The organism is Jatrophihabitans sp., assembly GCF_036388195.1.
Lineage (GTDB): Bacteria > Actinomycetota > Actinomycetes > Mycobacteriales > Jatrophihabitantaceae > Jatrophihabitans_A.
In genome coordinates this window covers 18,754-44,634 of record NZ_DASVSG010000033.1, presented here as the reverse complement: position 1 = coordinate 44,634, position 25,881 = coordinate 18,754, and the positions used below count along the sequence as shown (strand labels likewise).

The 25,881-nt window shown below is 70.5% G+C and carries 17 protein-coding genes; 9 read left to right on the top strand and 8 right to left on the bottom strand.

The annotated features are described in order from the left end of the window. Positions 1 to 1,721, top strand: a 1,721-nt coding sequence (locus VF612_RS02810; protein WP_408658324.1) for an ABC transporter ATP-binding protein, incomplete at its 5' end; no start/stop codon positions are given. A gap of 128 nt (positions 1,722 to 1,849) precedes the next feature. Here VF612_RS02810 and VF612_RS02805 read toward each other — a convergent pair. Genes VF612_RS02805 through VF612_RS02790 form a run of 4 tightly spaced genes read right to left on the bottom strand, consistent with a single transcriptional unit; the run spans position 1,850 to position 7,902 of the window. Then, complete coding sequence (locus VF612_RS02805; protein WP_408658323.1) at positions 1,850 to 3,031, bottom strand: CaiB/BaiF CoA transferase family protein; 1,182 nt, start codon at positions 3,029 to 3,031, stop codon at positions 1,850 to 1,852. Then, a complete protein-coding gene (locus VF612_RS02800; protein ID WP_408658322.1) occupies positions 3,028 to 3,867 on the bottom strand; it encodes a PhzF family phenazine biosynthesis protein in 840 nt (279 codons plus the stop codon). The genes VF612_RS02805 and VF612_RS02800 overlap by 4 nt, the downstream gene beginning before the upstream one ends. A 4-nt stretch (positions 3,868 to 3,871) precedes the next feature. Further along, positions 3,872 to 5,803: a hydantoinase B/oxoprolinase family protein gene (locus tag VF612_RS02795; RefSeq protein WP_408658321.1), complete on the bottom strand. Its 1,932-nt coding sequence runs from the start codon at positions 5,801 to 5,803 to the stop codon at positions 3,872 to 3,874. Next, the gene (locus VF612_RS02790; protein ID WP_408658320.1) at positions 5,800 to 7,902 is read right to left on the bottom strand and encodes a hydantoinase/oxoprolinase family protein; all 2,103 of its coding nucleotides are present in this window, start codon (positions 7,900 to 7,902) and stop codon (positions 5,800 to 5,802) included. Before VF612_RS02790 ends, VF612_RS02795 begins: the two co-directional genes overlap by 4 nt. Before the next feature lie 624 nt (positions 7,903 to 8,526). Here VF612_RS02790 and VF612_RS02785 point away from each other — a divergent pair. From VF612_RS02785 to VF612_RS02750, 8 genes are all read left to right on the top strand, one after another. Beyond that, positions 8,527 to 9,444 carry an iron-containing redox enzyme family protein gene (locus VF612_RS02785; protein ID WP_408658319.1) on the top strand — a complete coding sequence of 306 codons (918 nt, stop codon included), beginning with the start codon at positions 8,527 to 8,529 and terminating at the stop codon, positions 9,442 to 9,444. Between the two features lie 31 nt (positions 9,445 to 9,475). Then, positions 9,476 to 10,183, top strand: coding sequence for a 2OG-Fe dioxygenase family protein (locus VF612_RS02780; protein WP_408658318.1), 708 nt, complete (start codon positions 9,476 to 9,478; stop codon positions 10,181 to 10,183). After that, a complete protein-coding gene (dapF, locus tag VF612_RS02775; protein ID WP_408658317.1) occupies positions 10,180 to 11,085 on the top strand; it encodes a diaminopimelate epimerase in 906 nt (301 codons plus the stop codon). The genes VF612_RS02780 and dapF overlap by 4 nt, the downstream gene beginning before the upstream one ends. 62 nt (positions 11,086 to 11,147) lie before the next feature. Continuing rightward, on the top strand, positions 11,148 to 12,206 hold the full coding sequence (locus VF612_RS02770; protein ID WP_408658316.1) for a pyridoxal phosphate-dependent aminotransferase: 1,059 nt from the start codon (positions 11,148 to 11,150) through the stop codon (positions 12,204 to 12,206). A 65-nt stretch (positions 12,207 to 12,271) separates the two neighbouring features. Further along, a complete protein-coding gene (locus VF612_RS02765) occupies positions 12,272 to 15,433 on the top strand; it encodes a non-ribosomal peptide synthetase (RefSeq protein ID WP_408658315.1) in 3,162 nt (1,053 codons plus the stop codon). After that, complete coding sequence (locus VF612_RS02760; protein ID WP_408658314.1) at positions 15,426 to 16,226, top strand: alpha/beta fold hydrolase; 801 nt, start codon at positions 15,426 to 15,428, stop codon at positions 16,224 to 16,226. Before VF612_RS02765 ends, VF612_RS02760 begins: the two co-directional genes overlap by 8 nt. A 97-nt stretch (positions 16,227 to 16,323) precedes the next feature. Next, positions 16,324 to 17,616 (top strand): MFS transporter, encoded by a 1,293-nt coding sequence (locus tag VF612_RS02755; protein WP_408658313.1) that lies wholly within the window; start codon positions 16,324 to 16,326, stop codon positions 17,614 to 17,616. Between the two features lie 67 nt (positions 17,617 to 17,683). Further along, entirely contained in the window at positions 17,684 to 21,346 is a 3,663-nt protein-coding gene (locus VF612_RS02750; protein ID WP_408658312.1) for a LysM peptidoglycan-binding domain-containing protein, read from the top strand. Positions 21,347 to 21,402: 56 nt separating this feature from the next. Here VF612_RS02750 and VF612_RS02745 read toward each other — a convergent pair whose 3' ends face one another. The 4 genes from VF612_RS02745 to VF612_RS02730 are packed head-to-tail and all read right to left on the bottom strand — an operon-like array spanning position 21,403 to position 25,851. Beyond that, positions 21,403 to 22,302 (bottom strand): carbon-nitrogen hydrolase family protein, encoded by a 900-nt coding sequence (locus VF612_RS02745; RefSeq protein ID WP_408658311.1) that lies wholly within the window; start codon positions 22,300 to 22,302, stop codon positions 21,403 to 21,405. Next, positions 22,302 to 22,970, bottom strand: a complete 669-nt coding sequence (locus tag VF612_RS02740) for an SRPBCC family protein (RefSeq protein WP_408658310.1) — start codon at positions 22,968 to 22,970, stop codon at positions 22,302 to 22,304. The genes VF612_RS02745 and VF612_RS02740 overlap by 1 nt, the downstream gene beginning before the upstream one ends. After that, positions 22,967 to 25,366, bottom strand: a complete 2,400-nt coding sequence (cutA, locus tag VF612_RS02735; protein WP_408658309.1) for an aerobic carbon-monoxide dehydrogenase large subunit — start codon at positions 25,364 to 25,366, stop codon at positions 22,967 to 22,969. Before cutA ends, VF612_RS02740 begins: the two co-directional genes overlap by 4 nt. Then, a complete protein-coding gene (locus VF612_RS02730; protein ID WP_408658326.1) occupies positions 25,363 to 25,851 on the bottom strand; it encodes a (2Fe-2S)-binding protein in 489 nt (162 codons plus the stop codon). Before VF612_RS02730 ends, cutA begins: the two co-directional genes overlap by 4 nt. Between the last annotated feature and the right edge of the window lie 30 nt (positions 25,852 to 25,881).

Genomic DNA, 25,881 nt, shown 5'->3' with positions numbered 1-25,881 from the left:
GGCGGGAGCTCATCTCCGTATGCGTCCTGGAGGTCCTCAGCGCGGTTGGATACGCAGCACTGGTCCTGCTGGGTCAGAAGTTTGTGTCGGCCGCGCTGTCAACCCGGGGTCAGGACAGCCAGTGGTCGGAGCTCGCGCCGGCGATCATCGCCGTGACCGGGCTGTCGGCTGCCCTCAGCATCGGGCAGGCGCTGGTGGCGCGCCAGCAGCAGATGCTCGCGGAGTTGACGGCCCGCCATGCGCAGGCCACGATCCTCGAGGTCGGCAGCACCGTCGAGGTGGCGTCGTTCGACGAGCCGGCCTTCCACGACTCGATCTCACGTGCCCAGAGTGCGGTCTCCCGGGCACCCGTAGTCGTCCAGAGCGCGATCGGACTGATCCAATCCGGAGCAGGCGCCCTGGGCGCGCTCATCGCCCTTGCCGCACTGAAGCCGGCGCTCGTTCCGCTCGCCGTGCTCGCTGTGGCGCCAGCGGTTCTGCTATCAGGCCGGCGCGCCGAGGCGTTCTATCGCTTCGCGTACTCGGTGACCCCGCGCGACCGGGAACGCAACTACCTCGCGAGCCTCCTGAGCCACCGCGAGTCGGCAAAGGAAGTGCGCGCCATGCAACTGGCCGGCTACCTGCGCAATCGGCACGACACGCTCTACGAACACCGGGTCGCCGAGCTCCGCACAGCGACGGCACGGCAGCTGCGCTACGCGCTTGTCGGCGGCCTCGCGACATCGGCCATCGTGGGCTTGTCGCTCGCGCTGCTGCTGGCGCTGACGTTCAGTGGTCAGGTCTCCGGTCCCAGCGCTGCCGCGGCGGCCGGCGCCCTGCTCCTGCTGAGCCAGCGCCTCAGCATGGGCAGCATGAGCGCCGAGAACCTGCTGGAGGCCGCGATGTTCGTCGAGGACTACCTCGCGTTCCTGGCGCTGGCGCCGGCGTACAGCGCCCCCGCAGAGCGGCCGGCTGCTGCGGGCGCGGTGGGCCCGATCGCCACCGAGGCGGTCTGGTTCTCGTATGCCGGTTCAGCCGAGCCGACGTTGCGGGGGGTGTCGATGCATATCGAGCCCGGCGAGGTCGTGGCCCTCGTGGGCGCGAATGGCTCCGGCAAGACCACGCTGGCCAAGCTGCTGGCCGGCCTCTACGTCCCTGAGCGGGGCCGTGTCGTGATCCACGGGGTCGACAGCGCTGAGGTCGACCGGGACGCGCTGCGCAACCAGGTGGGGATCATCTTCCAGGACTTCGAGCGCTACGACCTGCCGGTCTATGACAACATCGCTCTTGGCCGTCACAAAGACTTCCATCACCAGGACCGGGTGGTCGACGCGGCGCTTCGCGCGGGCGTTCACGAGGACCTGCAGGCGCTCGCCGATGGGTACGACACACAGCTGGGTCCCGAGTTCGTCGGCGGCGTCGATCTGTCCCTCGGTCAGTGGCAGAAGGTCGCCCTCGCCCGGCTGTTCTTCCGCAACGCGCCTTTCGTGATCCTCGACGAGCCGACGGCGTCTCTGGACGCACAGTCTGAGCATGATCTCTTCGCGCGTATCCGGACGTTGTTCGCGGGCCGTTCGGTGTTGCTGATCTCTCACCGGTTCTCAAGCGTCCGCGACGCCGACCGCATCTACGTCCTCGACAAGGGTCAGATCATCGAGCAGGGCGACCACGAGGCGCTCATGGCGCAGGACGGGCGTTACGCAGAGCTCTTCAGCCTGCAGGCCTCCGCGTATGTCAGATGAGGAGGTGGCGAACAGGCCGTTTTACATTGGGTGTGTTTTCAGACGTACGACGAGAGCGCGCCGCCGGGTCGCTCACCACCTGCGTGCCGGGCTTTCCCGACGGGTCGGCTGGCCTGCGGCTGGCCTGGCTAGTCGGGCGGGTCGATCGAGTCCAGCCAGTCGCGGATCGCCTGGCCGTGCTGGTCGAGCGTCGGTGGCGGCCGGTGCCTGCTGAGCCCGCCGCTGTCGTAGCGGATCGGCGGGCCGGGCAGGGACAGCGCGCCCAGGCTCGGGTGCTCCACCTCGATCAGCAACCCCTGGGACCTGGTCTGCTCCCAGTCATAGACCTCATCCAGCGAGCGCACCTGGCCGGCCGGTGTCCCGAGCTCGGCCAGGATGGTCATCAGCCGCTCCCGGGGGTACCGGCCGAAGGCGTCGTCGATGGCGGCGATGACCGCATCCCGGTCGGCTACCCGGTCGGCGTTGCGGGCCCACTCGGGACGGTCGACCCCGAACGCGGCCGCGAAGGACTGCCACAGCCGGTCGCTGCCGACGGCGATCTGCACCATCCCGTCCGCGGCCGAGAACAGCCCGTACGGGCAGATCGACGGATGGTGGCGGCCCGCGACCCCGGGCACCTCCCCAGCCACGGTGTAGCGGGTGCCCTGGAAGGCATGCACCCCGATCATGCCGGCCAGCAGCGAAGTGCGCACCACCTGGCCGCGGCCGGTGCGGTGCCGCTCGTGCAGGGCGGCCAGCACCCCGTACGCGCCGTACATCCCGGCCAGCAGGTCCGCGATCGGGACGCCGACCTTGGTGGGATCCTCCGGTGACGAGCCGGTCAGCGACATCAACCCGCCCTCGCCCTGGGCGATCTGGTCGTAGCCCGGCCGGCCTCCCTCGGGGCCGTCGTGGCCGAAGCCGGTGATCGAGAGGATCACCAGCCGCGGGTTGAGCTCCTGCAGTCGGGCCATCGAGAAACCGAGCCGGTCCAGCACCCCGGTCCGGAAGTTCTCCACCAGCACGTCGGCGTGCCGGACCAGCCGGGTCAGCACCGCCGCGCCGGCCGGGTCCTTCAGATCCAGCGTGATCGATTCCTTGTTGCGGTTGCAGGACAGGAAGTACGTCGACTCCCGCGCGGCGCCATCGGGCTGCACGAACGGCGGCCCCCAGCCCCGGGTGTCATCGCCCTGCCCCGGCGCCTCGACCTTGATCACCCGGGCGCCCTGATCCCCCAGCATCATCGCCGCATGCGGACCGGCCAGCGCCCGGGACAGGTCGATCACCAGGAGATCGGCCAGCGGCCCGCCGGCGGGGTTCGGCTGGCTCATCCGACCTGCTCGGCGAGATCGACCGGAGCGGCCGCGGCGGTGAGATGGCCCTGCAGAACGGTGACCGCCCGGCCGGTGAGCAGCACCCGATCGCCTGCCACCCGGATCCCGATCACGCCGCCCCGCGCGGACAGCTGCCTGCCGGTCAGCTCGTCCCGGCCGAGCTTGGCTGCCCAGTACGGGCCGAGGACGGTGTGCGCGCTGCCGGTGACCGGGTCCTCGGGGATGCCGATCCTCGGCGCGAACACCCGGGAGACGAAGTCGTGGTCGGGCCCGTCAGCAGCGGCGGTGACCAGCAGGCTGCGCCCGCCCAGCCGGGCCACCGCGGCCAGGTCTGGACGCAGCTGGCGAACCGTCCCGGCATCGGCGAGCGCGACCAGCAGGTCGTCGGTCGCGCCCCGGCCCACCCAGAGCGGCCGGGCATCACCCAACGCCTCGGCCAGGCCGTCCGGAGCCGGGACGACGGACGGCGGGCAGGCCGGAAAGTCCATCCGCAGCGCGCCGTCGCCCATCGCGGAAACCGTCAGCACGCCGCTGCGGGTGGCGAACCTCACCGGCAGGTCGACCCCGTCGCCGAACAGGCAGTGCGCAGCGGCCAGCGTCGCGTGCCCGCACATGTCCAGCTCGACGGCCGGGCTGAACCAGCGCAGCCGGTAGTCGGCGCCGGGCAGCTCGTCCGGGATCACGAAGGCGGTCGCCGAGTAGCCCAGCTCGGCGGCCAGCGCGGCCATCCAGTCCGCCGACCGCGGCCGCTCCAGCAGCACCACGCCGGCCGGGTTGCCGCTGAACGGCCGGTCGGTGAAGGCATCGACGGTTCTCAGCCGCGGGGTGTCCATCGGCTCAGATTAGGCGGTCGTACACGGAGGACTCCGCGCCGCCGGAGAGCGTGGCATAGCCGGGGCCGCGGTCGAAGAACGGCTGGTCAGCCGGCCGGGCCGCGGCCAACTCGGCCCGCAACGCCGCGGTCGCCGCGGCATCCAGCGCCAGCTCGTCGCCGCTGCCGGTCAGCACCACCCCGTAGTCGGCACGGGCGGCCGGAACCGACACCTTGCCCCACCGGACGTCGCGCAGCACCGCCTCAGGCGCCCGGCGCAGCGGGTCGCCCCAGCCACCGCCGCCGGTGGTGCGGATCCGGATCACCTCACCGGCCCGGACCGGCTCCGCATCGGCGAGGGCGTCCACCACCCGCTCGTTCTCCCCGCCCGGGTCGATCACCACCGAGAACGGCTGGCCGGCCCTGCCCCCCTTCACTCCCCAGCAGGCCAGGATCGACCGGTCGGCGATGGACATGAAGTGGCCGTCCTTGAGCATCCGGATGTGCTTGTCGTAGCCCAGCCCGCCGCGGAACTCCCCCGGCCCCCCGGAGTCCACGGCCAGGCCCAATCGCTCGACGAGGAAGGGGAACCGGGCTTCGGTGAACTCGGTGGGCAGGTTGCGGGAATCGGGCACCACATGGATGGTGTCCTCGCCATCGGCGTAGTACCGCCCACCCGAGCCGCCGCCGAGCACCTCGCGCATCAGGTACGGGTTGCCGTCGGAGTCCTCGCCGTAGACCCCGGTGTAGCGGATGGTCTCCTGGTCGGCCGGCATCCGGCCGTCGACCGCCTTGGCCAGCACTCCGGCCAGCACCCCCAGCAGCCGCAGGATGACGAACGTCCGAGCGTTCGTCGGCGCCGGGAACACCGGGGTCAGCAGGGTGCCGGGCGGCGGGAACCGCATCTCGATCAGCGGCACCACGCCCTCGTTGACGTCGAGCTCGGCCATCCGCTCGGGGCTGTCGGCGAGGTTGCGCAGCACCGGCGCCAGCCACTTCTTCAGGAAGTTGCCGTCGGCGTAGTTCCCGCAGTGGTTGATCGGGCCCTTGGCCTGCGGCGCGGTGCCGGTGAAGTCGAGGATCAGCCGTTCGCCTTGCGCATCGTCGGGGCCGGTCCGGGTGAGGGTGATCCGCTGGGTGTGCAGCTTGGGCGGCTCGACGCCGTCGTGCTCGGCGTAGTCCTCCCAGGTCCAGCTGCCGACCGGGATCTTGGTGAGGATCTCGCGACGGTACGTCTCGGTGGTGCGGTCGACGATCTGGTCGAAGCAGGCCTCCACCGTCTCGCGCCCGTAGCGGGCGAACAGCTCCGCCAGCCGGCGCGAGCCCATCAGGCACGCGGCGCATTCGGCATCCAGGTCCGCCGCCAGCGAGTCCGGCATCCGGGAGTTGCGGGTCATGATGGTCAGCGCGGCCCGGTTCGGCACGCCGGCGTCCCAGAGCCTGATCGGCGGCACCATCAGGCCCTCTTCGAAGACGCTGGTGGCCGAGCTGGGCATCGAGCCGGGAACCGCGCCGCCGATGTCGTCGTGATGGCCGAACGCCTGCACGAAGGCGACCACTTCGGGGCCGGATGCTCCTTCGACGAAAACCGGAACGGTGACGCACAGGTCGGGCAGGTGGCCGATCCCGCCCTCGGACCGGTAGACGTCGTTGTGGAAGAACACGTCCCCCGGACGCATCTCGGCGAGCGGGAAGTCCCGGGCGATCGGGTGCACCAGCGCGGAGTAGCTGCGCCCGGTCAGCTTGCGCAGCAACCGGTCGTGGATGCCGGCCCGGAAGTCGTGCGCGTCGCGGATCATCGGCGAGCGGGAGGTGCGGGCGATCGCGGTCTCCACTTCTCGCTCGACCGCGGCGAGGCTGCCCTGGACGATCTCCAGGACGATCGGGTCCACCTGCGCGCCCCGGTCCGGGGTGAGCGAGCCGGCGGGCAGCGAGTCCGTGGCGGGGGCACCGGTCATCGGCCCTGCTCCGTCCGGGTGATCAGCAGGTTGGCGTAGTCGTCCAGCCGGGCGGTGAAGCCCGGGTGCAGCGGGACCGTCGAGCCGAACTCCTCGATCACCGCCGGTCCGGTCAGGACGTCGCCGGGGCCCAGCCGCTCCCGCCAGTACAGCGGCGTCGGCTGGTAGCTCCTGCCGTCGAAGCACACCTCGCGGCTGCCGGTCCGAGCCCGCTCGACGCCACCCTCCGGAGCCGGCCGCCGGCGCAGCTCCGGCCGCCGGATGGGGCCGATGCCCGACACCCGCAGGTTCACCCACTCGATCTGCTGGCTCGGCTGGCCTGAGAAGTCATAGCCGTACAGGCCGCGGTGGGCGTCGTGGAAGGCCGCCGCCACCCCCGCGAGCACCGGCTCGGTCAGCTCGCCGTCGGGCACCGGCACCCTGACCTCGAACGCCTGCCCGAAGTAGCGCAGATCGGCCGTCCGGACGAAGCGGTGTTGCGAGGGGTCGAAACCCTCCCGGTCGAGCGCGGCGCCGGCCTGAGCGGTCAGGCCCTCGAAGCCGGCGGCGACCTCGGTCGGTTTCAGGTCGGCGTGCTTGGCCACCGCGGTCTGGACGTAGTCGTTCTTCACGTCGACGGTCAGCAGCCCGAACGCCGAGACGTTGCCCGGATCCGGCGGCACCAGCACGCCCCGCACGTTGAGGATGTCGATGAGCCGGCAGAGCAGCAGCGATCCCGAGCCGCCGAAGGTGGTGAGGGTGAACTCCCGGACGTCCAGGCCTCGCTGGACGGTGACCTGGCGCAGCGCGTTGGCCTGGTTCCAGGCGGAGATCTCCAGCACGCCGTTCGCGCAGGCGGCCACCTCGAGCCCCAACTCGGCCGCCAGCGCGGTCAGGCCGGCGCGGGCGGCCTCGACGTCCAGGCCGATCTCGCCGCCGAGCAGGTGCGGCGGGATCCGGCCGAGCACCAGGTGCGCGTCGGTGATGGTGACCTCGGCGCCGCCGGTTCCGTAGCAGAGCGGCCCCGGGTCCGCGCCCGCCGACCTCGGGCCGACCTTGAGCGCGCCCTCCGGTGAGATCCAGGCGATCGAGCCGCCGCCGGCGCCCACGGTGACCACGTCGATCATCGGGATCTTGGACGGATACGCGCCCACGGCGCCCTCGGTGGTCAGGGTCGGCTCGCCGTCCAGCACCACCGAGACGTCGGTCGAGGTGCCGCCGCCGTCGCAGGTGAGCACCCGGCTGAACCCGGCGTTGCGCGCGATCATCGCCGCGCCCAGCGCGCCGGCCGCCGGGCCCGACAGCACCGTGGTGATCGGCTGGTGCACCACCTCGGCGGCCGACAGCACCCCGCCGTTGGACTTCATCACGTAGAACGGGACTTCCCGCTCGCCGGTGAGCGCGTCCAGCCGGCGCTTGATCGAGCCGACGTAGCCGGCCACCTTGGGTTTGACGGCGGCGTCCACCAGGGTGGTCATCGACCGCTCGTACTCGCGGTACTCGCGCAGCACCTCCGAGGAGATCGACACCACCGCCGCGGGGTGCTCGGCCGCCAGGATCTCCCGCATCCGCTGCTCGTGCGCGGGGTTGGCATAGGAGTGCAGCAGGCAGACGCCGATGGTGTCGATGCCCCTGTCCCGGAACCAGCGGGCGATCCCGGCCGCGCCGGCCTCGTCGAAGGGCCGGACCTCCGCGCCGGTGTAGTCCAGCCGGCCGCCGACCGCCTTCACCCGGTCGGCCGGCACGATCCGGTCCGGCTTCACCCAGAAGTAGCTGTTGCCGTAGCCGTCGGGCACCGACTGCCGGGCGATCTCGAGGATCGACTCGTACCCCTCGGAGGTGATGAAGCCCAGCACGCCGACCTTGCCCTCGAGCAGCTGGTTGGTGGCCACCGTGGTGCCGTGGCAGACCGCGGTCAGCACGTCGCCGGCCTGCTCGCGCGGGATGCCGAGGGCGTCGAGCACCTTGTCGATGCCGGCCAGGAACCCCTCCGCCGGGTCCGCGGGGGTGGAGGCGATCTTGGTGCTGACCAGCTCGCCGGTCCGCTCGTCGAAGGCCACCACGTCGGTGAAGGTGCCGCCGGTGTCGATCCCGACCCGGATCCGCTGCCGCCCTGACATGCCTGAAGTCAACGTGGGACGCCCGGGCGAGGCTTCGGCGAACCTTGCCCGAGAACGGGCAGCGGTGTTAGCACATCAAGGTGCTACGTGGGCGCCGACCGGATGGCGGACGCGAATAGTACGTGACTGCCTTCACACTCACAACGCCCTTACTGTTGCGTAGCCGATTATCGGGCACTAAGCCCTTGATTTGGTCATCTCGCCTTGTTAGGTTGAACGAGCTTCGAGGCACCCCGACATAATCCGATAAAAGTGATAGCTGGTAGTCGCATGCCCTCCCAGGCACGTGACTACCGGTTAACGCTTTCCACACCCCACCGTCCTCCGTCCCGTCGGCACATAAAACCGGTCTTTCGCAGTCCTCCCCCCGTCGAGGCTCGTTAACGCCGTTGCACTGCCCCCACCGAGTGGGAATCGTCATGCGTTGACGGCTCCTTCCGGTGGCATGCGCTGCACGCGTCGCCGGCCATCTGCGCTGCGCAGTCCCAATTGGAGTAGTTGATGTCACAGAGCGTCGCGGCACCGCAAGACCTGGCCGATTACCCCGCGATCGTAGACACCATTTCGAGTTGGCTGCCCACGCCCGCCGAAAAGGTCGATCAATCTTTGGGCGAAGTGGGCCGTGTGCGGGCAGTCACCGCTGTTCGGGCTCTCAACTCCGCCGCGCTCACCGACCCCTCCGCATTCTTCTGGCAGCAGAAACTCCTGGCGCGTATCTATGACCTCACCACCCAGATTCCGGACGGCCCGACCGCCGAGGGATCGGTTGCGCTGCACGAGGTCACCAGGCTGCTCGAGCTCGCCACCATCCAGGAGGAGGACCGGCACATCCCCGACGGGTTGCTGGAGCAGGCTCCTTCGGAGGGCAAGGCCTACCTGAGCTGGCTGAAGAAGGCCGCCCGCCAGCACCGGGTTTTCAAGCACCCCTACTACCGCGAGTTCATCCAGCACCAGGCCGGCCCCGAGGATCTGCGGACCTACATCCTGCAGGAATCGGTGGTCGACGGGCGCTTCGACGACCTTCTCGCGATGATGCAGATCGGGACCAGCGGGCCGGCGAAGATGGAGATCGCCACCAATTTCTGGGACGAGATGGGCAACGGCAACCCCGACGAGGTGCACACCCACCTGTTCAACAAGATCTTCGACGTCTTCGAGATCACCCAGGAGGAGCTGGACCGGGTCCTCACGGCCAACGCGCTGCTGTCGGGCAACCTCGCCGTGCTGCTCTGCCGCTACCGGCGGTACTACCCCGAGGCGGTGGGCTTCCTCGGCATGACCGAGTGGTTGGTGCCCGACCGGTTCAAGTCGGTGGTGTCGGCCTGGCAGCGCCTCGGCCTGCCGGACATCGGAATCGTCTATCACAAGCTGCACATCACCATCGACTCCGTGCACGCGCAGGGGTGGTTCCACAACATCGTCGCGCCCTCGGCGGGCTCGGAGGGGATGCGGCGCGGGATCGCCCGCGGCGCGATCTGGCGGCTGAACTCCTCGGCCCGCTACCTCGACGAACGCATGGCCAGCTCGGTTCACTCTGTCTGAGCCGAACAATTCCTCTCGAAAGGCTGCAGCAATGCCACTGAACGACCAAGGCTTTGCCCTTCTGGACCTGCCGGAGATCGACGACGAGATCCTGGCCAGCTACGAGCAGCTTCCGCACGACCCGTACATGGGCAACGGCACCCGCTACAAGCGGTTCTCCCAGTACCGGCTGTCCTGGGACGGCGAGCGCTGGCAGTTCGCCCTCCTGCCGCACCGCGACTACACGGCCCTCAAGGAGTTCAACCCGGTCGGCGGCGGGTACAAGCGCAGCTACCAGCCGATCGAGGTCGACTTCACGAAGCTGATCGCCCGCGGCGTCGAGGAGTTCGGCCTCAGCACCGATGAGGACTGGCAGATCAACGTCCACCAGAACCGGACGATCGCCTCACACGAGAAGCCCGGCGTGCTGACCCCGGAAGGGGTGCACCAGGACGGCCACGAATACGTCATGATCGCGGTGCTCCGGCGCAATGCCGTGACCGACGGCCAGACCAGGCTGTGGAAGCTGGGCGCCGACGAGCCGTTCTGGACCGGGGTGCTCGACCCCGGCACGGCCGTGCTGATCGACGATCGAGCGGTCGCCCACGATGTGACCGACGTCCAGCCGGCCAGTGACGAGACCGGCACCCGCGACATCGTGATCGTGGCCTTCTCCCGGTGGAATGAGCGCTGGTACGGCGACGAGCACGACAAGGTGGCCCTCGGCGAGAGCGTCGGTGAAAACAGGTCGAGCATGTGAGTCGCTCAGAGGCGATGGCCGCCGCGACCGGTGACTTCGTCAAGTACCAGGCGTTGGGCAACGACTACCTGATACTCGACCCCGCCGCCCTGGCCGTCCGCCCGACGGCCGAGAACATCCGGTTGCTGTGCGACCGGCACTACGGCGTGGGCGCCGACGGCGTGCTGATCGGGCCGCTCGGACCGGTGCGTCCGGGCGAGCCGATCGAGGCCCGGCTGTACAACTCCGATGGCACCGAGTGCGAGAAGAGCGGCAACGGCATCCGGATCTTCGGCCTGTACCTCGCCGCGCGCCATCGGCTCGGGAACCGGTTCGTGGTCCGGACGCTGGGCGGGGACACCGCGGTCGAGATCATCGATCCGGCCAGCGGCCTGGTCAGCGTCGGGATGGGCGCGCCGGACTTCTCCGCCGCGGCCGTCCCGGCCCTGGGCCTGGGCGACCGGGTGCTGGGGCAGGAGCTGGCGCTTGCCGACCGGACGGTGACCGTGACCAGCCTCAACAACGGCAATCCGCATACCGTGCTGGTGCTCGACGAGGTTTCCCCGGACCTGGCTCGCGAGCTCGGTCCTCAGATCGCCACCCACCCGGCCTTCCCGAGCCGTACGAATGTGCAGTTCGCGCAGGTGGTCGACTCCAAGACCATCCGGATCGAGATCTGGGAGCGCGGAGCCGGCTACACGCTGTCCTCCGGCAGCAGCAGCTGCGCCGCGGCCGCCGCCTGCCACGAACTCGGCCTGGTGTCGGACACGGTACAGGTGCTGATGCAGGGCGGCGCCGTCGACGTGCAGTTCGACGACCAGGGCGCGATCACCATGACCGGGGTCGCTGAGCTGGTGGCCAGCGGCGCCTTCGGCCCGCGGCTGCGGCACGCGCTGGCCGCGCCGCCGTCGGACCCCGCATGAGCCGTCGAGGAGCTGAGTGAATGACAGCGGTGTCCGGAGCTCACACGGGATCTGAGTACCCGATGAACAAGTGGGTGTTCGAAGACACCCCTGGGCGGTTCGACGTCGATCTGTCGCACAGCTATGTGCAGGGCAGGCGGCTCAGTGATCTGACCGTCCCGCATGACCTCGAGCTCGACTACGGCGCCGACCGCGGCACCGCGGAGCTGCGCGAGGAGATCGCGCAGCTGTACCGGGGCTCCGCCGAGTCGGTGCTGGTGACGCACGGCGGCCAGGAGGCGCTGGCGCTGCTGTACAGCATCCTGCTCAAGCCGGGCGACCAGCTGATCACCTTCCGTCCCGGCTGGCGGCAGTCCTGGGACACGCCGGCGCTGATGGGCTGCCAGGTCGATGTGATGCCGCTGAGCGGCGACTTCGAGATCGACGTGGACGCGGTCGCCGCGGCGGCGACCAGCCGGCTGCGCGTCATCGTGGTCGTCTCGCCGTGCAACCCGACCGGCCGGCGCACCCGGGCCGCCACCCTCAAGCGGCTGGTCGAGATCCTCGAGCGGTCCGACGGCTACCTGGTGCTCGACCAGAACTACGAGTCCGACCTCACTCCGCCGGTCGCCGGCAGCGACCGGGTCCTCTCGGTGTCGGGGCTGTCCAAGGTCTACGGGTTCCCGGGCCTGCGGATCGGGTGGATGTACGGCCCCGAGGGCCTGGTCCGGGCCTGCGCCGATCGCAAGCACCTGACCTCGATCTCGAACTCGGTGCTCTGCGAAGCGCTGGCCTGTGAGGTGCTGCGCAAGAGCGAGTACTACCTGACCGATTTCCACGCCCAGGTGGCCGAAGGCCTGGAGATCCTCCAGAGATGGGTCTCGGGCCATGGCGACCTGCTGCGGCTCACCCCGCCGGAGGACACCCCGTTCGCCTGGATCCAGCTGCTGGACGGCTCGGACTCGATGGCCTTCTGCCGGCAGGCGTTGGACCGGGGCGTGCTGCTGATGCCCGCCGAGACGGTGGGCGGGACCAGTGCCTTCCGGCTCGGCATGGCGATACCCCCGGCCGAGCTACGGGATGGTTTGAATCGGCTCGAAGATATGATTCGGGCTCGCCACATATCGAACGGAGCGTTCTGAAAGTGACAATGAACAGGGTTTCTCCCGAGACATCAGAAGACACGCCTGGGGTTGCGGAGACCCGGTTGCCCGTCTCGTTCGGCCAGGAGCAGCTGTGGTTCCTGGAGCAGATGGCTCCAGGGACGACGACGTACAACATCCTGCTGTCCTGGCGGGTGCACGGCCCGTTGGACGTCGACGTCCTCCGCAGGTCGCTGAGCCTGGTCCTGGCCCGGCACGACGCGCTCCGCTCCAGCATCCGGTCCGCCGACGGCTCGCCCTACCAGGTGATCCAGCCGCCGGGCGATGCCGAGCTCGCCGTCGTGGACCTCACCGAGGTGGCCCCGGAGTCCCGGGAGGAGCAGCTGCGGGCAGCGCTGGACAAGCAGACCGCCACACCCTTCGACATGGAGGCCGGCCCGCTCTGCCGGTTCACCCTGTTCGAGCTGGGCCCGCAGGAGTACGTGTTCGCCGAGGAGTTCCACCACATCGTGATGGACGGCTGGTCGAGCGGCACGGTGAACAGCGACCTGGCCGCCGCGTACCAGGCGCTGGCCGCCGGGCAGACTCCGGACCTGCCCGAGCCGGAGATCAGCTACGCCGAGTACGCCGCCCAGCAGCGCGACCGGCTGCAGGGCGAGGACCTCGAGGCCGAGCTGCAGTTCTGGCAGGAACGGCTCGCCGCGCTGCCGGTGCTGGACCTGCCCGCCGACCGCCGGCGGCCCGCCACGGCCAATCACCGCGGCGCGACCCTGATGTGGGACTTCCCGCCGGAGTTGCTGACCGCGGCGCGCGCCCTGGCCCAGGAGCACGGGGCATCGCTGTACGTGGTTCTGGCCGCAGCGTTCAAGGTGGTGCTGAGCCGGTACACCGGCCACTACGACATCCCCATCGGCGTGCCGATGCTGGGCCGGGTCGACCCGGAGCTCGAAGCGGTGGTGGGCCTGTTCATCAACATGACCGTGCTGCGTTCGGACCTGTCCGGTGACCCGTCCTTCGGCGACCTGGTGGACCGGATCGCCGACGCCAGCCTGGACCTCTACGAGCACCAGGAGGTTCCCTTCCACCAGGTCGTCGACCGGGTGGCCCCGGCGCGCGACGCCAGCCGCAATCCGCTGTTCCAGGTAGCGGCCCAGCTGCAGGGCGAGAGCCTGTCCGGCGCGAGCCTGCGGCTGGCCGGCCTGCGCACCGAGCCGTTGGACCAGAAGTCCATCAACGCCCGCTTCGACCTGTCGATGAACTTCTTCGAGAGCAGCGACCAGCTCCGGGTGGGAATCGAGTACTCGACCGACATGTTCGACGCGTGGCGGATCGAAGCGATGGCACGCCACCTGCAGACGGTGCTCACGACGGTCACCAAGTCGCCGGAGCTGCGGCTGTCGGAGATCGAGCTGCTGTCGGAGGAGGAGCAGCGGGAGCTCATCGAGCTCGGCAAGGGCGAGCTGGTCCCCTACGAGCAGGTGCCGCTGCACGTCGGGTTCGCCAACCGCGCCGCTGCCAATCCCGATGCGCTGGCCGTCGTCTGCAAGGACGTCGAGATCAGCTACGGCGAGCTCAACCGCCGCGGCGATCAGCTGGCCAGGCACCTGCGTTCCCTGGGCGTGCAGCACAACCAGGTGGTGGCGGTGATCATCGACCGTGACATCGACGCCTACGTCACCATGCTCGGGGTGCTCAAGGCCGGCGCCGCCTTCGCCATGCTGGACCCGAAGCACCCGCCGGCTCGCCTGCAGTTCATGATCGAGGACACTTCGGCGCCGATCCTCATCACCAGGTCGCAGTTCGCCGACCGGCTGCCCGAGTCCACCGGCTGGTCGACCGTCTGGATCGACACCGACTGGCCGGCCATCGAGGCCCACCCGTCCGACGAGCCGCTGGAGGAGTGGGCGACCCGGGAGTCCCTGGCCTACATCCTCTACACCTCTGGCTCCACCGGCACCCCCAAGGGTGTCGTGATGGCGCACAAGGGTGTGCAGTTCTTCGCCGAGGCCTACCGGCGCACCTTCGACCTCGGGCCGCAGGACCGGCTGCTGCAGCTGCCGGCGCTGACCTTCGACATGTCCCAGGGCGAGATCTGGACGGCATTCCTGGTGGGGGCGAGCATCGTCGCGGTCTCCCCCGACGAGGGCCAGTCGGCCGAGGGCCTGGCCCAGCTGCTGCGCAGCCAGCGCGCCACCTACGCGGGCCTCTCGCCGGCGATGCTGTCGTTGGTGGAGGCGGGGCCGTACCCGGACCTGAAGTACGTGATGGGCGGCGCGGAGGCGGTGCCGGCCGAGCTGGTCAACAAGTGGAACCTCCCGGGCCGGCGGTTCGTCAACCTGTACGGCCCGACCGAGGCATCCATCGCCTGCACCGAGTACGAGTGCGAGCACATCGAGTGGCAGACCTCGCCACCGATCGGCCATGCCGAGGTGAACCGGCAGCTCTACATCGTCGATGAGCTCAATCACCTTGTCCCGCGGGGCATTCCCGGCGAGTTGCTGGTCGGCGGGGAGGACGGCGCGCTGGCGCTGGGCTACCTCAACCGTCCCGAGCTGACCGCCGAGAAGTTCGTTCCGGATCCGTACTTCCCGGACCGGCTGGTCTACCGGACCGGTGACCTGGTCCGCTGGAACCGCGAGGGCGAGATCGACTTCCTCGGGCGGATCGACACCCAGGTCAAGCTGCGTGGCCTGCGGATCGAGCTGGGTGAGATCGAGTCGGCGTTGCTGACCCATCCCTCGGTGCGGCTCGCGGTCGTGGTGATGCGGCCGAACCGCCAGGGCGACAACCAGCTCGTCGGCTACCTCACCCAGAAGGGCGAGCAGCCGCTGGATCTCCGCGAGATCCGTGAGCACCTGAGCGCCTCGCTGCCCGACTACATGGTGCCGACGGCGTGGATGGTGCTGGAGGAGTTCCCGCTGACCGCCGCGCGCAAGATCGACCGCAAGGCGCTGCCCGAGCCGGTGGAGGAGCCGCTTGCCGAGGACGCGACGGTGGTGGCGCCGCGCACGCCGACCGAGCGGACGGTCGCTGACATCTTCGCCGATGTGCTCGGGCTGGACGCCGGAGTGGTGGGCGCGGAATCCAGCCTGTTCGACATCGGCGGCAACTCGCTGCAGGCGATGCGGGTCGTCAGCCGGATCAACAAGACCTTCGGAGTCAAGATCAACATCAGGAAGCTGTACGCCAACGCGACGGTCAGCGCCATCTCCTCCGCCCTGGACGAGATGACAGCCGCTCGCGCCGGCGACTCAGTCAATGCCTGAGGATCTGGAACGCCTGGTACCGCTGCGCGACTCGGGTCACCGGAAGCCGCTGTTCTGCATCCACGCGGTGTCCGGGTCGGCCTATGCCTATACCGGGCTGGTGAAGTTCCTGCCGGCCGAGCAGCCGGTGTTCGGCTTCGAGGCGCCGGGCTTCGACAACGACCGCGCGCCGGTCAACCGGATTCCGGTGCTCGCCGAGGAGTACTCGAGAATCCTCCGGGAGTTCCAGCCGGCCGGCGATTTCCAGCTGCTCGGGTGGTCACTCGGCGGCGCGCTGGCCTATGACATGGCACTCCGGCTGGCCGCCGCCGGAACGCCGGCCGCCCGGCTGGTGCTGGTCGACTCCGGCCTGCCGTATGTCGAGGTGTTCCCGCCCGAGAAAGCAGTCGTCGCCAGGTTCATGGCTGACCTGGCAGGCATGTCCGGCATCCCGCAGGAGGACATCGACCCGGTCTTCACCGGCGTTGCCGACGACATCGCCGCCGCTGACATGTTCGACAGGATCGAGCAGGCCGAGATCCTGCCCGAAGAGCTCGACGCGGAGCTGCTGCTGGACCGCTATGGCACCTTCAACGCCCACCTGCAGGCGCTCTACAACTACGCGCCGCCGGCGACGTACGAGGGCAAGGTGCTGCATGTGATGGCCGCCGAGTCGCCGCCGGAGACCATGCGGTGGGACACGGTCATGACCGACCTCGTCGAGGTCGTTCTGCCAGGAAATCACTACTCGATCTGGACCGAGGACTCCCTCGTCGAGCTTGCCCGGGTCGTCGACGACTTCCTGTTGCCGTAGTGCCGTGCCCGCTTTGACCACCGGCTGCCGGATGCCCCGCTGTGTACCATTGCCGACGAACCGCCCGATCGATGCGACTCGATGAAAAAGGCCTTCGATGACCTCGACCAGCACTGACTCCTCGGAGAACGCGGAGGCGGTCAAGCCGGGGTTGTTGCGCAACCGCGACTTCCTGCTGTTCTGGTTCGGCGAGACGATCTCGCTGTACGGAACCCAGGTCACGGCGCTCGCGCTGCCGCTGACGGCGGTGTTGCTCTTCGACGCCAGCACCGAGCAGGTCGGGTTGCTGCGGTTCCTGCAACTGGTGCCCTACTTCGGGCTGGCGCTGCTGTTCGGCGTGTGGGTCGACCGGGTGCGCCGGCGCCCGGTCATGCTGTTCGCCAACATCACCCGGATGCTGCTCATCGCCCTGGTGCCGATCCTGTCCCAGACCGGGCATCTCAGCATGGGCCCGCTGCTGGTCATCGCGTGCGGCATCGGGATCGTCTCGGTGCTGTTCGACGTCAGCTGGCTGTCCTACGTGCCGAGCATAATCAAGGATCGCAAGGACTACGTCGAGGCCTACGCCAAGCTCGGTGTCACCTCGTCCTCGGCCGAGGTCGCCGGCCCGGGTATCGCCGGCATGCTGGTCGGCGCGTTGACGGCGCCGATAGCGCTGGTGGTCGACGCGTTCTCCTACCTCGCCTCGATCGTCACCCTGATGCTGATCGGCGCGGAGGAGAAGCCGCCGCCACCGGCCGTCGAGCGCCGGCTGCGGACGGAGCTGGCCGACGGATGGAACTGGGTGTTCGGCGACCGGATCCTCCGGCCGCTGGTGTTGATGGGCCCCGCGTGCAACTTCTGCATGGTGTCCATCCAGACGCTGTTCATCGTCTACGCCGTCCGGGACGCGGGGCTGTCTCCGTTCATGCTCGGCTTCGTGCTGTCGGCCTCGGCGGTCGGCGGCCTGCTCGGCGCGTCGATCTCCCGCAAGGTGATCAAGTGGCTGCCCCTGGGCCGGGTGTACCTGATCTCGATGACGGCCATCTTCGTGGCGCCCGTCCTCATCCCGATCGCCCAAGGGCCCAAGCTGTTCGTCTCGGCGCTGTTCGTGGCCTCGTTCTTCACCAGCTACCTCGGCCTCGGCCTGGTGCAGGTCGTGATGATGAGCCTGCGCCAGACCTGCACGCCGCCGTCCCTGCTGGGCAGGATGAACGCGGTCTTCCGGATGCTGCTGTTCGGCGGCGGCTCCATCGCCGGACCGGTCGGCGGGCTCATCGCGGGTGTGTTCGGGCTGCGGACGGCGCTGGCGATCCTCGCCGGGCTCTCGCTCTGCCTGCTGGTTCCGCTGGTGCTGTCCCCGGTCAGCTGGCTGCGGGAGCTGCCTGAGCCGGCTGCCGAACGGGTCTGAGGCTCAATTCCCTCGACGTACCAGCGATCGGGGCCGCTGACAGCCCGCGCGCGGCTATGGTTCGGGCGTGACAGCCCCAGTTCCGCCTCCGGTCGATGAGCCTTCGGTCGATGAGCTATCGGTTGATGCGCCGCTGGTCGGTGTGCGGTTCTGGCCCGCCGCGGTGGCTGGGTACGAGCTTGACGGGACCGTGGACCAGCCGACGCTCGCGGTCACGGTGTCCGCTCAGCCCGGCGGAGGGTTGCCCGGCCCGGGTGACGGGCCAGAACAGGCTGCCGCGCTCGCCGCCCAGCACGCCGAGCGGTACCGGCTGATCCGCGCGCAGCTCGATAAGCCGGGGCTGACGGTCGCCCTGCTGACCACGCTCGATCCGGACCTGGTGCTGCCCAGCGCCGATGGCCTGGCGTTGCTGCGGCGCTTCGCTGCTGCCGCTCAGTTGTCAGCGGGGGCTGCGGCTGCGGCCAAGCCACCGGAGGTCACCGGGATCGCCACCCTCGGCGAGCTGCTGGACCGCTACGGCCTGCTTGCCGAGCACCTCGCCGCAGCCAACGCCGACCGTCCGTTGAACGCCCTGCTGCGCAGCGGGCAGCCGCTGGCCATGCGCACCGGCCAGATCGAGCCGGACACCGTTCCGGCCGACCCCAGCACGCTCGCCCAGGTCGCCGCCCGGCTGGGCATCACGCCCGAGCGGCTGCTGGCGGACAACAGCGGCCTGCTGCTGGCCGCCGAGCCGGCCATCGTGCTGCCCGGAATCGTGACGCTGCCGGCGGACACCCGGACTCCCTGCTGCACCCAGGCCGGCGACACCCTGGCCGCGCTGGCGCAGCGGTTCGGCACGACGCCCCGGGACCTCGTCACCGGCAACGCCGATGTTCCCGGCGTCCTGCTGGCCGGCGTCTCTGTCGAGGTTCAGGTGGAGGCGAAGGCGGATGTCGACGCGGACGTCGATGCCGATGTCGATGTGGACGTCGATGCGGACGTCGATGCGGACATCGAGGTCGAACCCGGCGAGGCTGAGCCGGTGACCGTACGCACCGACACGGTGGCCGGAGACTCGTTCCGGTCCCTGCACACCCGGCTGGCCGAACAGGACGCCGGTGTCACCCTGGACGCGGTCGCCGATGCGCTGGACCGGCTCGGCGCGGTGCTCGCCCCCGACGTGGTGCTCAGCTGCCCGCTCGCGGTGCTGGGCAGCGGCCGGGACGGCGCCGACCCGCTGACCGCCGTGGAGGTCGCCGCCGAGCACGGCTGCCCACCCGCCGCGTTCGCCGCCGCCAACGCCTCGGTGCTGGGGCTGCTGCTGCCAGGGGTTCAGCTCGGGGTCGGCGGCAGAACCGTCGCCACGGCCGAGCAGGACACCCTCTCTGCGGTGCTGGCCCGGCTGGCCACGGACGGCCGTGCCCCGTCGGTCGCCGAGCTGATCGCGGACAACGCCATGGTCCCGGTGTTCCGGCCCGGCGCCCGGGCGCTGCTGCCGCCACCACCGGTCACCCTCACCGCCTCCCCCGGCCAGGCGCTGCGGATGACCTCGCCGGCCGTCCCGCTGACCGTGACGCTCCGGCTGGCACGTGCTGGAGCCGGGACAGCGCAGGCCGGCGAGCGTGCCAATTCAGCCGTCCCGCCGGCGAGCCGGGACGCGCTGGTGGACGCCTGCCTGACCCTGCTGCCCACCGTCCGGCTGGCCACCGACGCCAGCGACGAGCTGTGGGTGGTGTCCTTCGGCAGCGCCGGCCTCGCCAGCGTGCGGATCGAGCCGTCGGCCGGCGGCAACTTGGGCCCACGGGTGTTCGGGCTGCGCCCGGCGTATCAGCAGCTGCTCGACTTCGACACCTGGATCAGGCCGATCACCGACCAAGGCCGCCGCGGCACGCCGGTCCTGCGGCACTTCAACCAGCCCGACGTGGAGTCCTGGGCACGGTTGTTCCTCGCCGACCTCGATCGCTGTCTCAGCGCGGGGTTGCCAGAACCCGCTCGTGCGCAGCTGGTCGACGCCCGGCGCCACCTGGCTCCTGCGATCGCCGGCGGGCTGGCGCCGCTGCTGGACGAGCCGGCCAGCCCGACGTCCGACCCCGGTCTGCTCAGCGCCCGGGCCGCGCTGGCCGGCATCGCCCGGAGCGGCCTGGCGCCGGCGTACGGCACGGTGATCGTGCAGCACCGCGCCGTCGCAGTCTCCCCGTACGGCCGGGACGGCCTGCCGCCGGCGTGGCTGATCGGCGCCCTCGACGGGCCCGGCAGGCCGGAGATCAGCCTCAGCAGCAGCCGGACCGGGCTGGACCCGTCCCACGCCTTCTGTGTCTTCGCGGTGACCAGCCTGGACCCGACCGGCGCTCCCAGCGTGTCGATCCAGCCGAGGCAGGTCTTCGCCGCCCTCGAACTCGAATCCGAGTCAGCCGAGCCGGTGCTGCTGCGGTTCGTCCACCCGCTGGACGGCAGCTACCGTCCCGAGACCATCGTCGCCGAGTTGCCGCCAGCCGACCTGCCGCTGCCGGTGCGCGAGCACCCGGGCCCGCCCTTGGTGCCCGCGATGACCGCCACGCCGACCTTCTCCGGACCCGGGCTGCCCACGCTGGCCGAGGCGGCGCAGTGGACGGCCGGCCTCAGCTACACCCACCCGCACGCCGCCCAGGACGTGATCACGGTGTCGTGGTCGGAGCCCGCACCGCCGTTCGCCGCGACCGCGGGCAGCACGGCGCTGGCCGAAGCGCTGGCCGCATATGCCGCCGCGGCTCCGGAGCTGGCCAGGCTGCTCGGCCTGAACACCGAACCGCCGGACACCCAGCCGCCGGACATCCCGCTGCCCGACACCCACCCACCGGATGTCCCGCTGCCCGGTGCCCACCCACCGGATGTCCCGCTGCCCGACACCGAGCCACCGGATGCCGAGACCGTGCGGAACGCCGCCGGCTCGCTGGCCGAGCTGGCGACGGCCGTCGCCGCGGCGTGGGCCCAGCATCAGCCGGGCGGGCACGGCTCAGCCCCGTCCGAGACCACGCCGGCCGGTGGCTACCGGATACGGGCCAGCTACCTCAGCCAGCCGGGCGCCCCGCGGCTGCTGGACCGGCTCATCGTGCACCGCTCGAGCGCCGAGTACGGCTGGCCGGTGATCAGCCTGTTGAGCGCTGACCGGCAGCTGCCACTGACGCCCGGACCGGTCAGCGGCCAGCTCCGCGAGTACCTTCCCGCCGAGCCACCACCGCCAGGACCGCCGACCGTCCGGCTGGAGTGGCCGGGGCTGCGCGGGGCGCCCCATCCGGACGCCCGGATCACCCTCACCGCCGAGCGCAATGCCGTGCTGCCCGCCGGGTTGCCGATCTCGCCGGCGTTCCTGCTGATCTCCGCTGCGCAGCAGCGTGAGGTCGCCGCCCCCAGCGTCCGGTGGAGTGAGGAGTTGCCGCTGACCGGCGCCGGGATCGCCGAGGCGCTGCAGAACGCCTTCGATGCCGTGGTCGGGGAGCAACCGGAAGCTGTCCGGCTGCGCCTCGAGGTCGGCTACGCCGAGCCCATCGGTGAGCTGCACACCGTGCTGCCGGTGCTCCTGATACCCGAGCTCGAGCTGACCAGACATTCGGCCGGGGCCATCGCCGCCGACCTGGCAGCGTGGCAGCAGACCTCCCAGGCGGCCACCGCCGGCGCCCAGTGGCACATCCGGCTCGCCGTGCTGTCCGCGTCCGGGGACGAGCCGCCGATCCTCGCGTTCGACCAGCTGGTCTTTCCGGTTCCCAGCAGCTAGGCCACCCAGCAGCTAGGCCACCCAGCAGCTAGGCCATCCAGCTGCCGGAACGCTGCTCAGCCGAGCTTGAACGACGTCCGGGCCTCGGCCGTCAGCAGGTCGACGTGCTTGCGGATCAGCGCCAGGTTGCGGTCGGCCAGGTGGTCGAAGGTCTGCGGAACCGAGGAGCCGGGGGTGAGCGAGCTCATCGCGGTGTCCGGGTCCAGCCGGGCCGACACCCAGCACTCGTGGGACGAGGCCCGGGCGACCACCTCGGCGATCGGCGTGACGATCATCGAGTTGCCGAAGTAGATCACCCCGCCCGGATCGATGCCGGTGGCATTGCACCCGATCACATAGACGTGGTTGTCATAGGCACGCGCCCGGTTGGTCAGCTCCCAGATGTCGGCCGAACGCAGCAGCGCCGACGGCCGGCAGATCACCTCGGCCCCGGCCAGCGCGGTGATCCGGGACAGCTCCGGATAGTCCCCATCGAAGCAGATGATCACTCCGACCCGGCCCAGCGGGGTGTCCACCACCAGGACGTCCTCGCCGGGTGTGGTCCAGCCGCCGCCGTCGGCCCGCTCGTGGCCGAACGGGTGGGTCTTGCGGTAGACGCCCAGCAGCTCACCGGACGCGCCCAGCACCGCCGCGGCGTTGTAGACCACGCCGCGTTCCGGGCCGCGCTCGTAGGTGCCGACCACCAGGTGCGTGCCGAGCTCGGCGGCGAGGTCGGCGAACGGCTGCAGCACCGGGCCCGGCAGCTCGCTGACCAGGTCCCAGAGCTGCTCGGTGTCGATCCCGGGGGTGAAACCGGTCGTCACCGACTCGGGCAGCACGATCAGCTCGGCCCCGGTCGCGGCATGGCAGCGGCGGGTCAGCTCGAGGGCCCGGGCGGTGTTGGCCGCGATGCTGTCGGCGGTCAACGGCCCCGGCACGGGCGCCACCTGCACGGCGGCGGCAATGAATTCACGCATCAGCCCATTGTCCTCGCAGTCCGGCCGCTGCGCGAGGCACGGGCGGTTCGGGCTCCCACCAGCACCCCCAGCAGCGCGGTGACCGCCCCGAACACCGCGCCGGCGAAGAAGGAATCGGTCGCCGGCCTGGTACGTGCAGCGGCGGTGAACACCGCGGGCTGGGCGCCCGCGGCCGGCTGACCGGCGCCGGAGACCGCGGGCTGCCCCGCGCCGGCAGCTGCGAGCGGTCGCGCGCCGGTCAGCACGTCGTCCACGCTGGAGAAGAACTCACCGGCCAGCTTCTTGGCCACGCCGATCAGCATCCGCTGGCCCACCCCGCCGATCACCCCGCCGATCACCGCGTCGGCGTCGTAGCACAGCCGGGTGCCCTCACCGGCCTCGGTCAGGCTGACCCGGACGTCCGCGCTGACCGTGCCGGGGCTGCCGGCGCCGGAGGCCTTCATCAGGAACGTGTGCGGCTCGGGCAGGTCGATCAGCGACACCGAGCCCGCGTAGCTGCCCTTGATCGAGGCGACCCCCGCGGTCACCGTCATGTCATAGCTGTCCTCACCCGTCGCGACCAGCCGCTCGCAGCCCGGGATGGTCGCGACCAGCACCGCCGGGTCGCGCAGCGCCGTCCAGACCCGGTCCACCGGCGCGTGCAGCACCGCCTCACCTGCCAGCTTCATGCCCGGTCCCCTTCCTGCCGACCGGTGGCATGTGCCGACCGGAGTTCGAACAGCTCGCTCGGCGAGATCGGCATCGAGGTGATCTCGAACCCCTCGGCGTCGGAGATCGCCGCGGCGAACACCGCCGCGCTGGGAATGACCCCCGCCTCGCCGGCGCCCTTGATTCCCAGCGGATTCAGCGGCGACGGGGTCTCCAGGTGGTCGATCTCGATCTCGGTGGGCACCTCGGAGACGTAGGGCATCAGGAAGTCCATGAACGAGGCGTTCTGCAGCTGCCCGCTCTCGTCGTAGGCCATCCGCTCGTACAACGCGCCGCCGACGCCCTGGGCCACCCCGCCGTGCACCTGGCCGGCCACGATCATCGGATTGATCAGGGTGCCGCAGTCGTGCACCACGCAGTAGCGCAGGATCTTGATCTCCGCAGTTTCCGGATCGGTCTCCACGATCACCGCATGCATGCCGTTGGCGAACGTGGACCGCAGCGGCGAGTAGTAGTCCCGGCCCTCGATGCCGGGCTCGTCGTCCTCGCCGACCGGCGCCAGGTCCGGACGGCCGACGGCGAACTGGGTCGCGGCCTTGGACGCCTCGTCGAAGGCGTAGCGCAGCGGGTTCGACAGCACCGCGACGGTGCCTAGGGAGATCTCGGCGCCCGGGCTGCCCTTGACCCGCACCCGGCCGTCGACGATCTCGAGGTCGTCGGCGTCGGCCTCCAGCGCCTCGGCGGCCACCTTCAGGATCTTGGCCCGGGCCGCCCGGGCCGCCAGCGCGATCGCCGAGCCGCTCATCACCGCGGCCCGGGAGGCGAATGTGCCGACCGCGTAAGGGAACCGGCGGGTGTCACCGGTGACCACCTCGATGTCGGACATCGGCACGCCGAGCTCGTCAGCGACGATCTGGGCGAACGCGGTCTGGTGGCCCTGGCCCTGCGAGGTCAGGCCGGTGGCGACCTTCACCTTGCCGGTGGTCTCCACCTGGACGTGGCCGCCCTCGTACGGGCCGACCCCGGTTCCCTCGACGTAGCAGGCCAATCCGATGCCGACCTTGCGTCCCTCGGCGCGCGCCTTGGCCTGGTACTCGGCCCACTCGTCCCAGCCGACGAGCTTCTTCAGCTTGGCCAGCGAGGCCGGGAAGTCCCCGGAGTCATAGATCAACGGCCGGCCGTCCTGGAACATCAGGCCGTGGTCGTAGGGCATCTCCTCCGGCTGGATGAAGTTGCGCTCGCGCACCTCGGCGCGGTCCAGCCCGAGCCGGGCGGCGATCGCGTCCATCGTGCGCTCCATCGCGTACACCCCCTGCGGCCGGCCGGCGCCGCGGTACGGAGTGACGATCACCGTGTTGGTGTAGAGGGATTCGAACTCCACCCGGTACGCGCCGGGCTTGTACGGGCCAAGCAGCTGGGTCGAGGTGATGATCGGCACGATCAGCCCGTACGGGATGTAGGCGCCGTGGTCATGCCAGAACCGCACCGACAGGCCGAGCAGCCGGCCCTCGTCGTCGAAGCCGACCTCGATGTGCTGCTGCTGGCCGCGCTCGTGCGCCGAGGAGATGAAGTGCTCGCGGCGGTCCTCGGTGAACTTCACCGGCCGGCCCAGCGCCCGGGCCGCCATCGGCACCAGCACCTCCTCCGGCCACGGATGCATGATCTTGACGCCGAAGCCGCCGCCGACGTCCGGGGTGATCACCTCGACGCTGCCCAGGTCCAGGCCGAGCTTCACCGCGACCGCCGCCCGCACGCCGGTCGAGGTCTGGGTCGAGGTCCACATCCGCAGCCGCTGCGCGTCGGTGTCCCAACGGGCCAGCACTCCCCTGCCCTCCAGCGGGGTGCTGGCCGAGCGCTGGATCTCCAGGTCCAGCTCCAGCCGATGCGGCGCGGCGGCGATCGCCGCGGCCGCGTCGCCGACCTCCTGGACGAGGTGCGCGGCGACGTTGCCCGGCACGTCCGGGTGGACCAGCTGCTCGGCGGTCCGGGCCGCGACGATCCCGACCACCGGCGGCAGCGGCTGGTAGCTGACCACGATGCGCTCGGCGGCGTCCTCGGCGAGATAGCGGTTCTCGGCGACCACCATCGCCACCGCCTCGCCGACGTAGTTCACCTCGTCGCGGGCGAGCGGATACTGGGTGCGGCCGTGGGTCAGCGCCGGGTGCGGGATCAGCAGCGGCAGCGGATCGGCCAGCGGACCGGTCAGGTCCTCATAGGTGTAGATCGCCAGCAGGCCCTCGACCTCCAGGGCGGCGGTGACGTCGATGTCGAGGATCTTGGCGTGCGCGTGCGGCGAGCGCACCAGCGCCACCTCGACCGCGTCCGCGCCCAGGTCGTCGAGGTAGCGGCCGCCGCCGAGCAGCAGCCGGCGGTCCTCCACCCGCTGGACCGGCTCGCCCATCATCCGGGTCGTCATGACTGGCTGCTCCGGTCGCCGTGCTGTTGCCGGGTGATCTCGGCCGCCCGCAGCACGGCCGCCACGATGTTCTGGTAGCCGGTGCACCGGCACAGGTTGCCGCCGATCAGCTCGCGGGCCTGCTCCGGCGTCGGATCCGGGTTCTCGGCCAGGCCCGCGGTGATGGTGGTGAGGAAGCCGGGCGTGCAGAAACCGCACTGCAGCCCGTGGCACTCGACGAACCCCTGCTGGACCGGCGACAGCTCGCCGTCCGGGCCGGCCAGCCCCTCCACGGTGGTGATCTGCTCGCCGTCCATGCTGACCGCCAGCAGCAGGCAGGACCGCATCGGCACCCCGTCCACCAGCACGGTGCACGCGCCGCACACCCCGTGCTCGCAGCCGACATGGGTGCCGGTCAGGCCCAGATCATGGCGCAGGCAGTCCGACAGCAACCGGCGGGCCGGCACCTCCGCGCGCCGCTCGATCCCGTTGACGGTGAGCGCGATCTGGTGCCTGACCTCTGCGTGGGCGGCCTC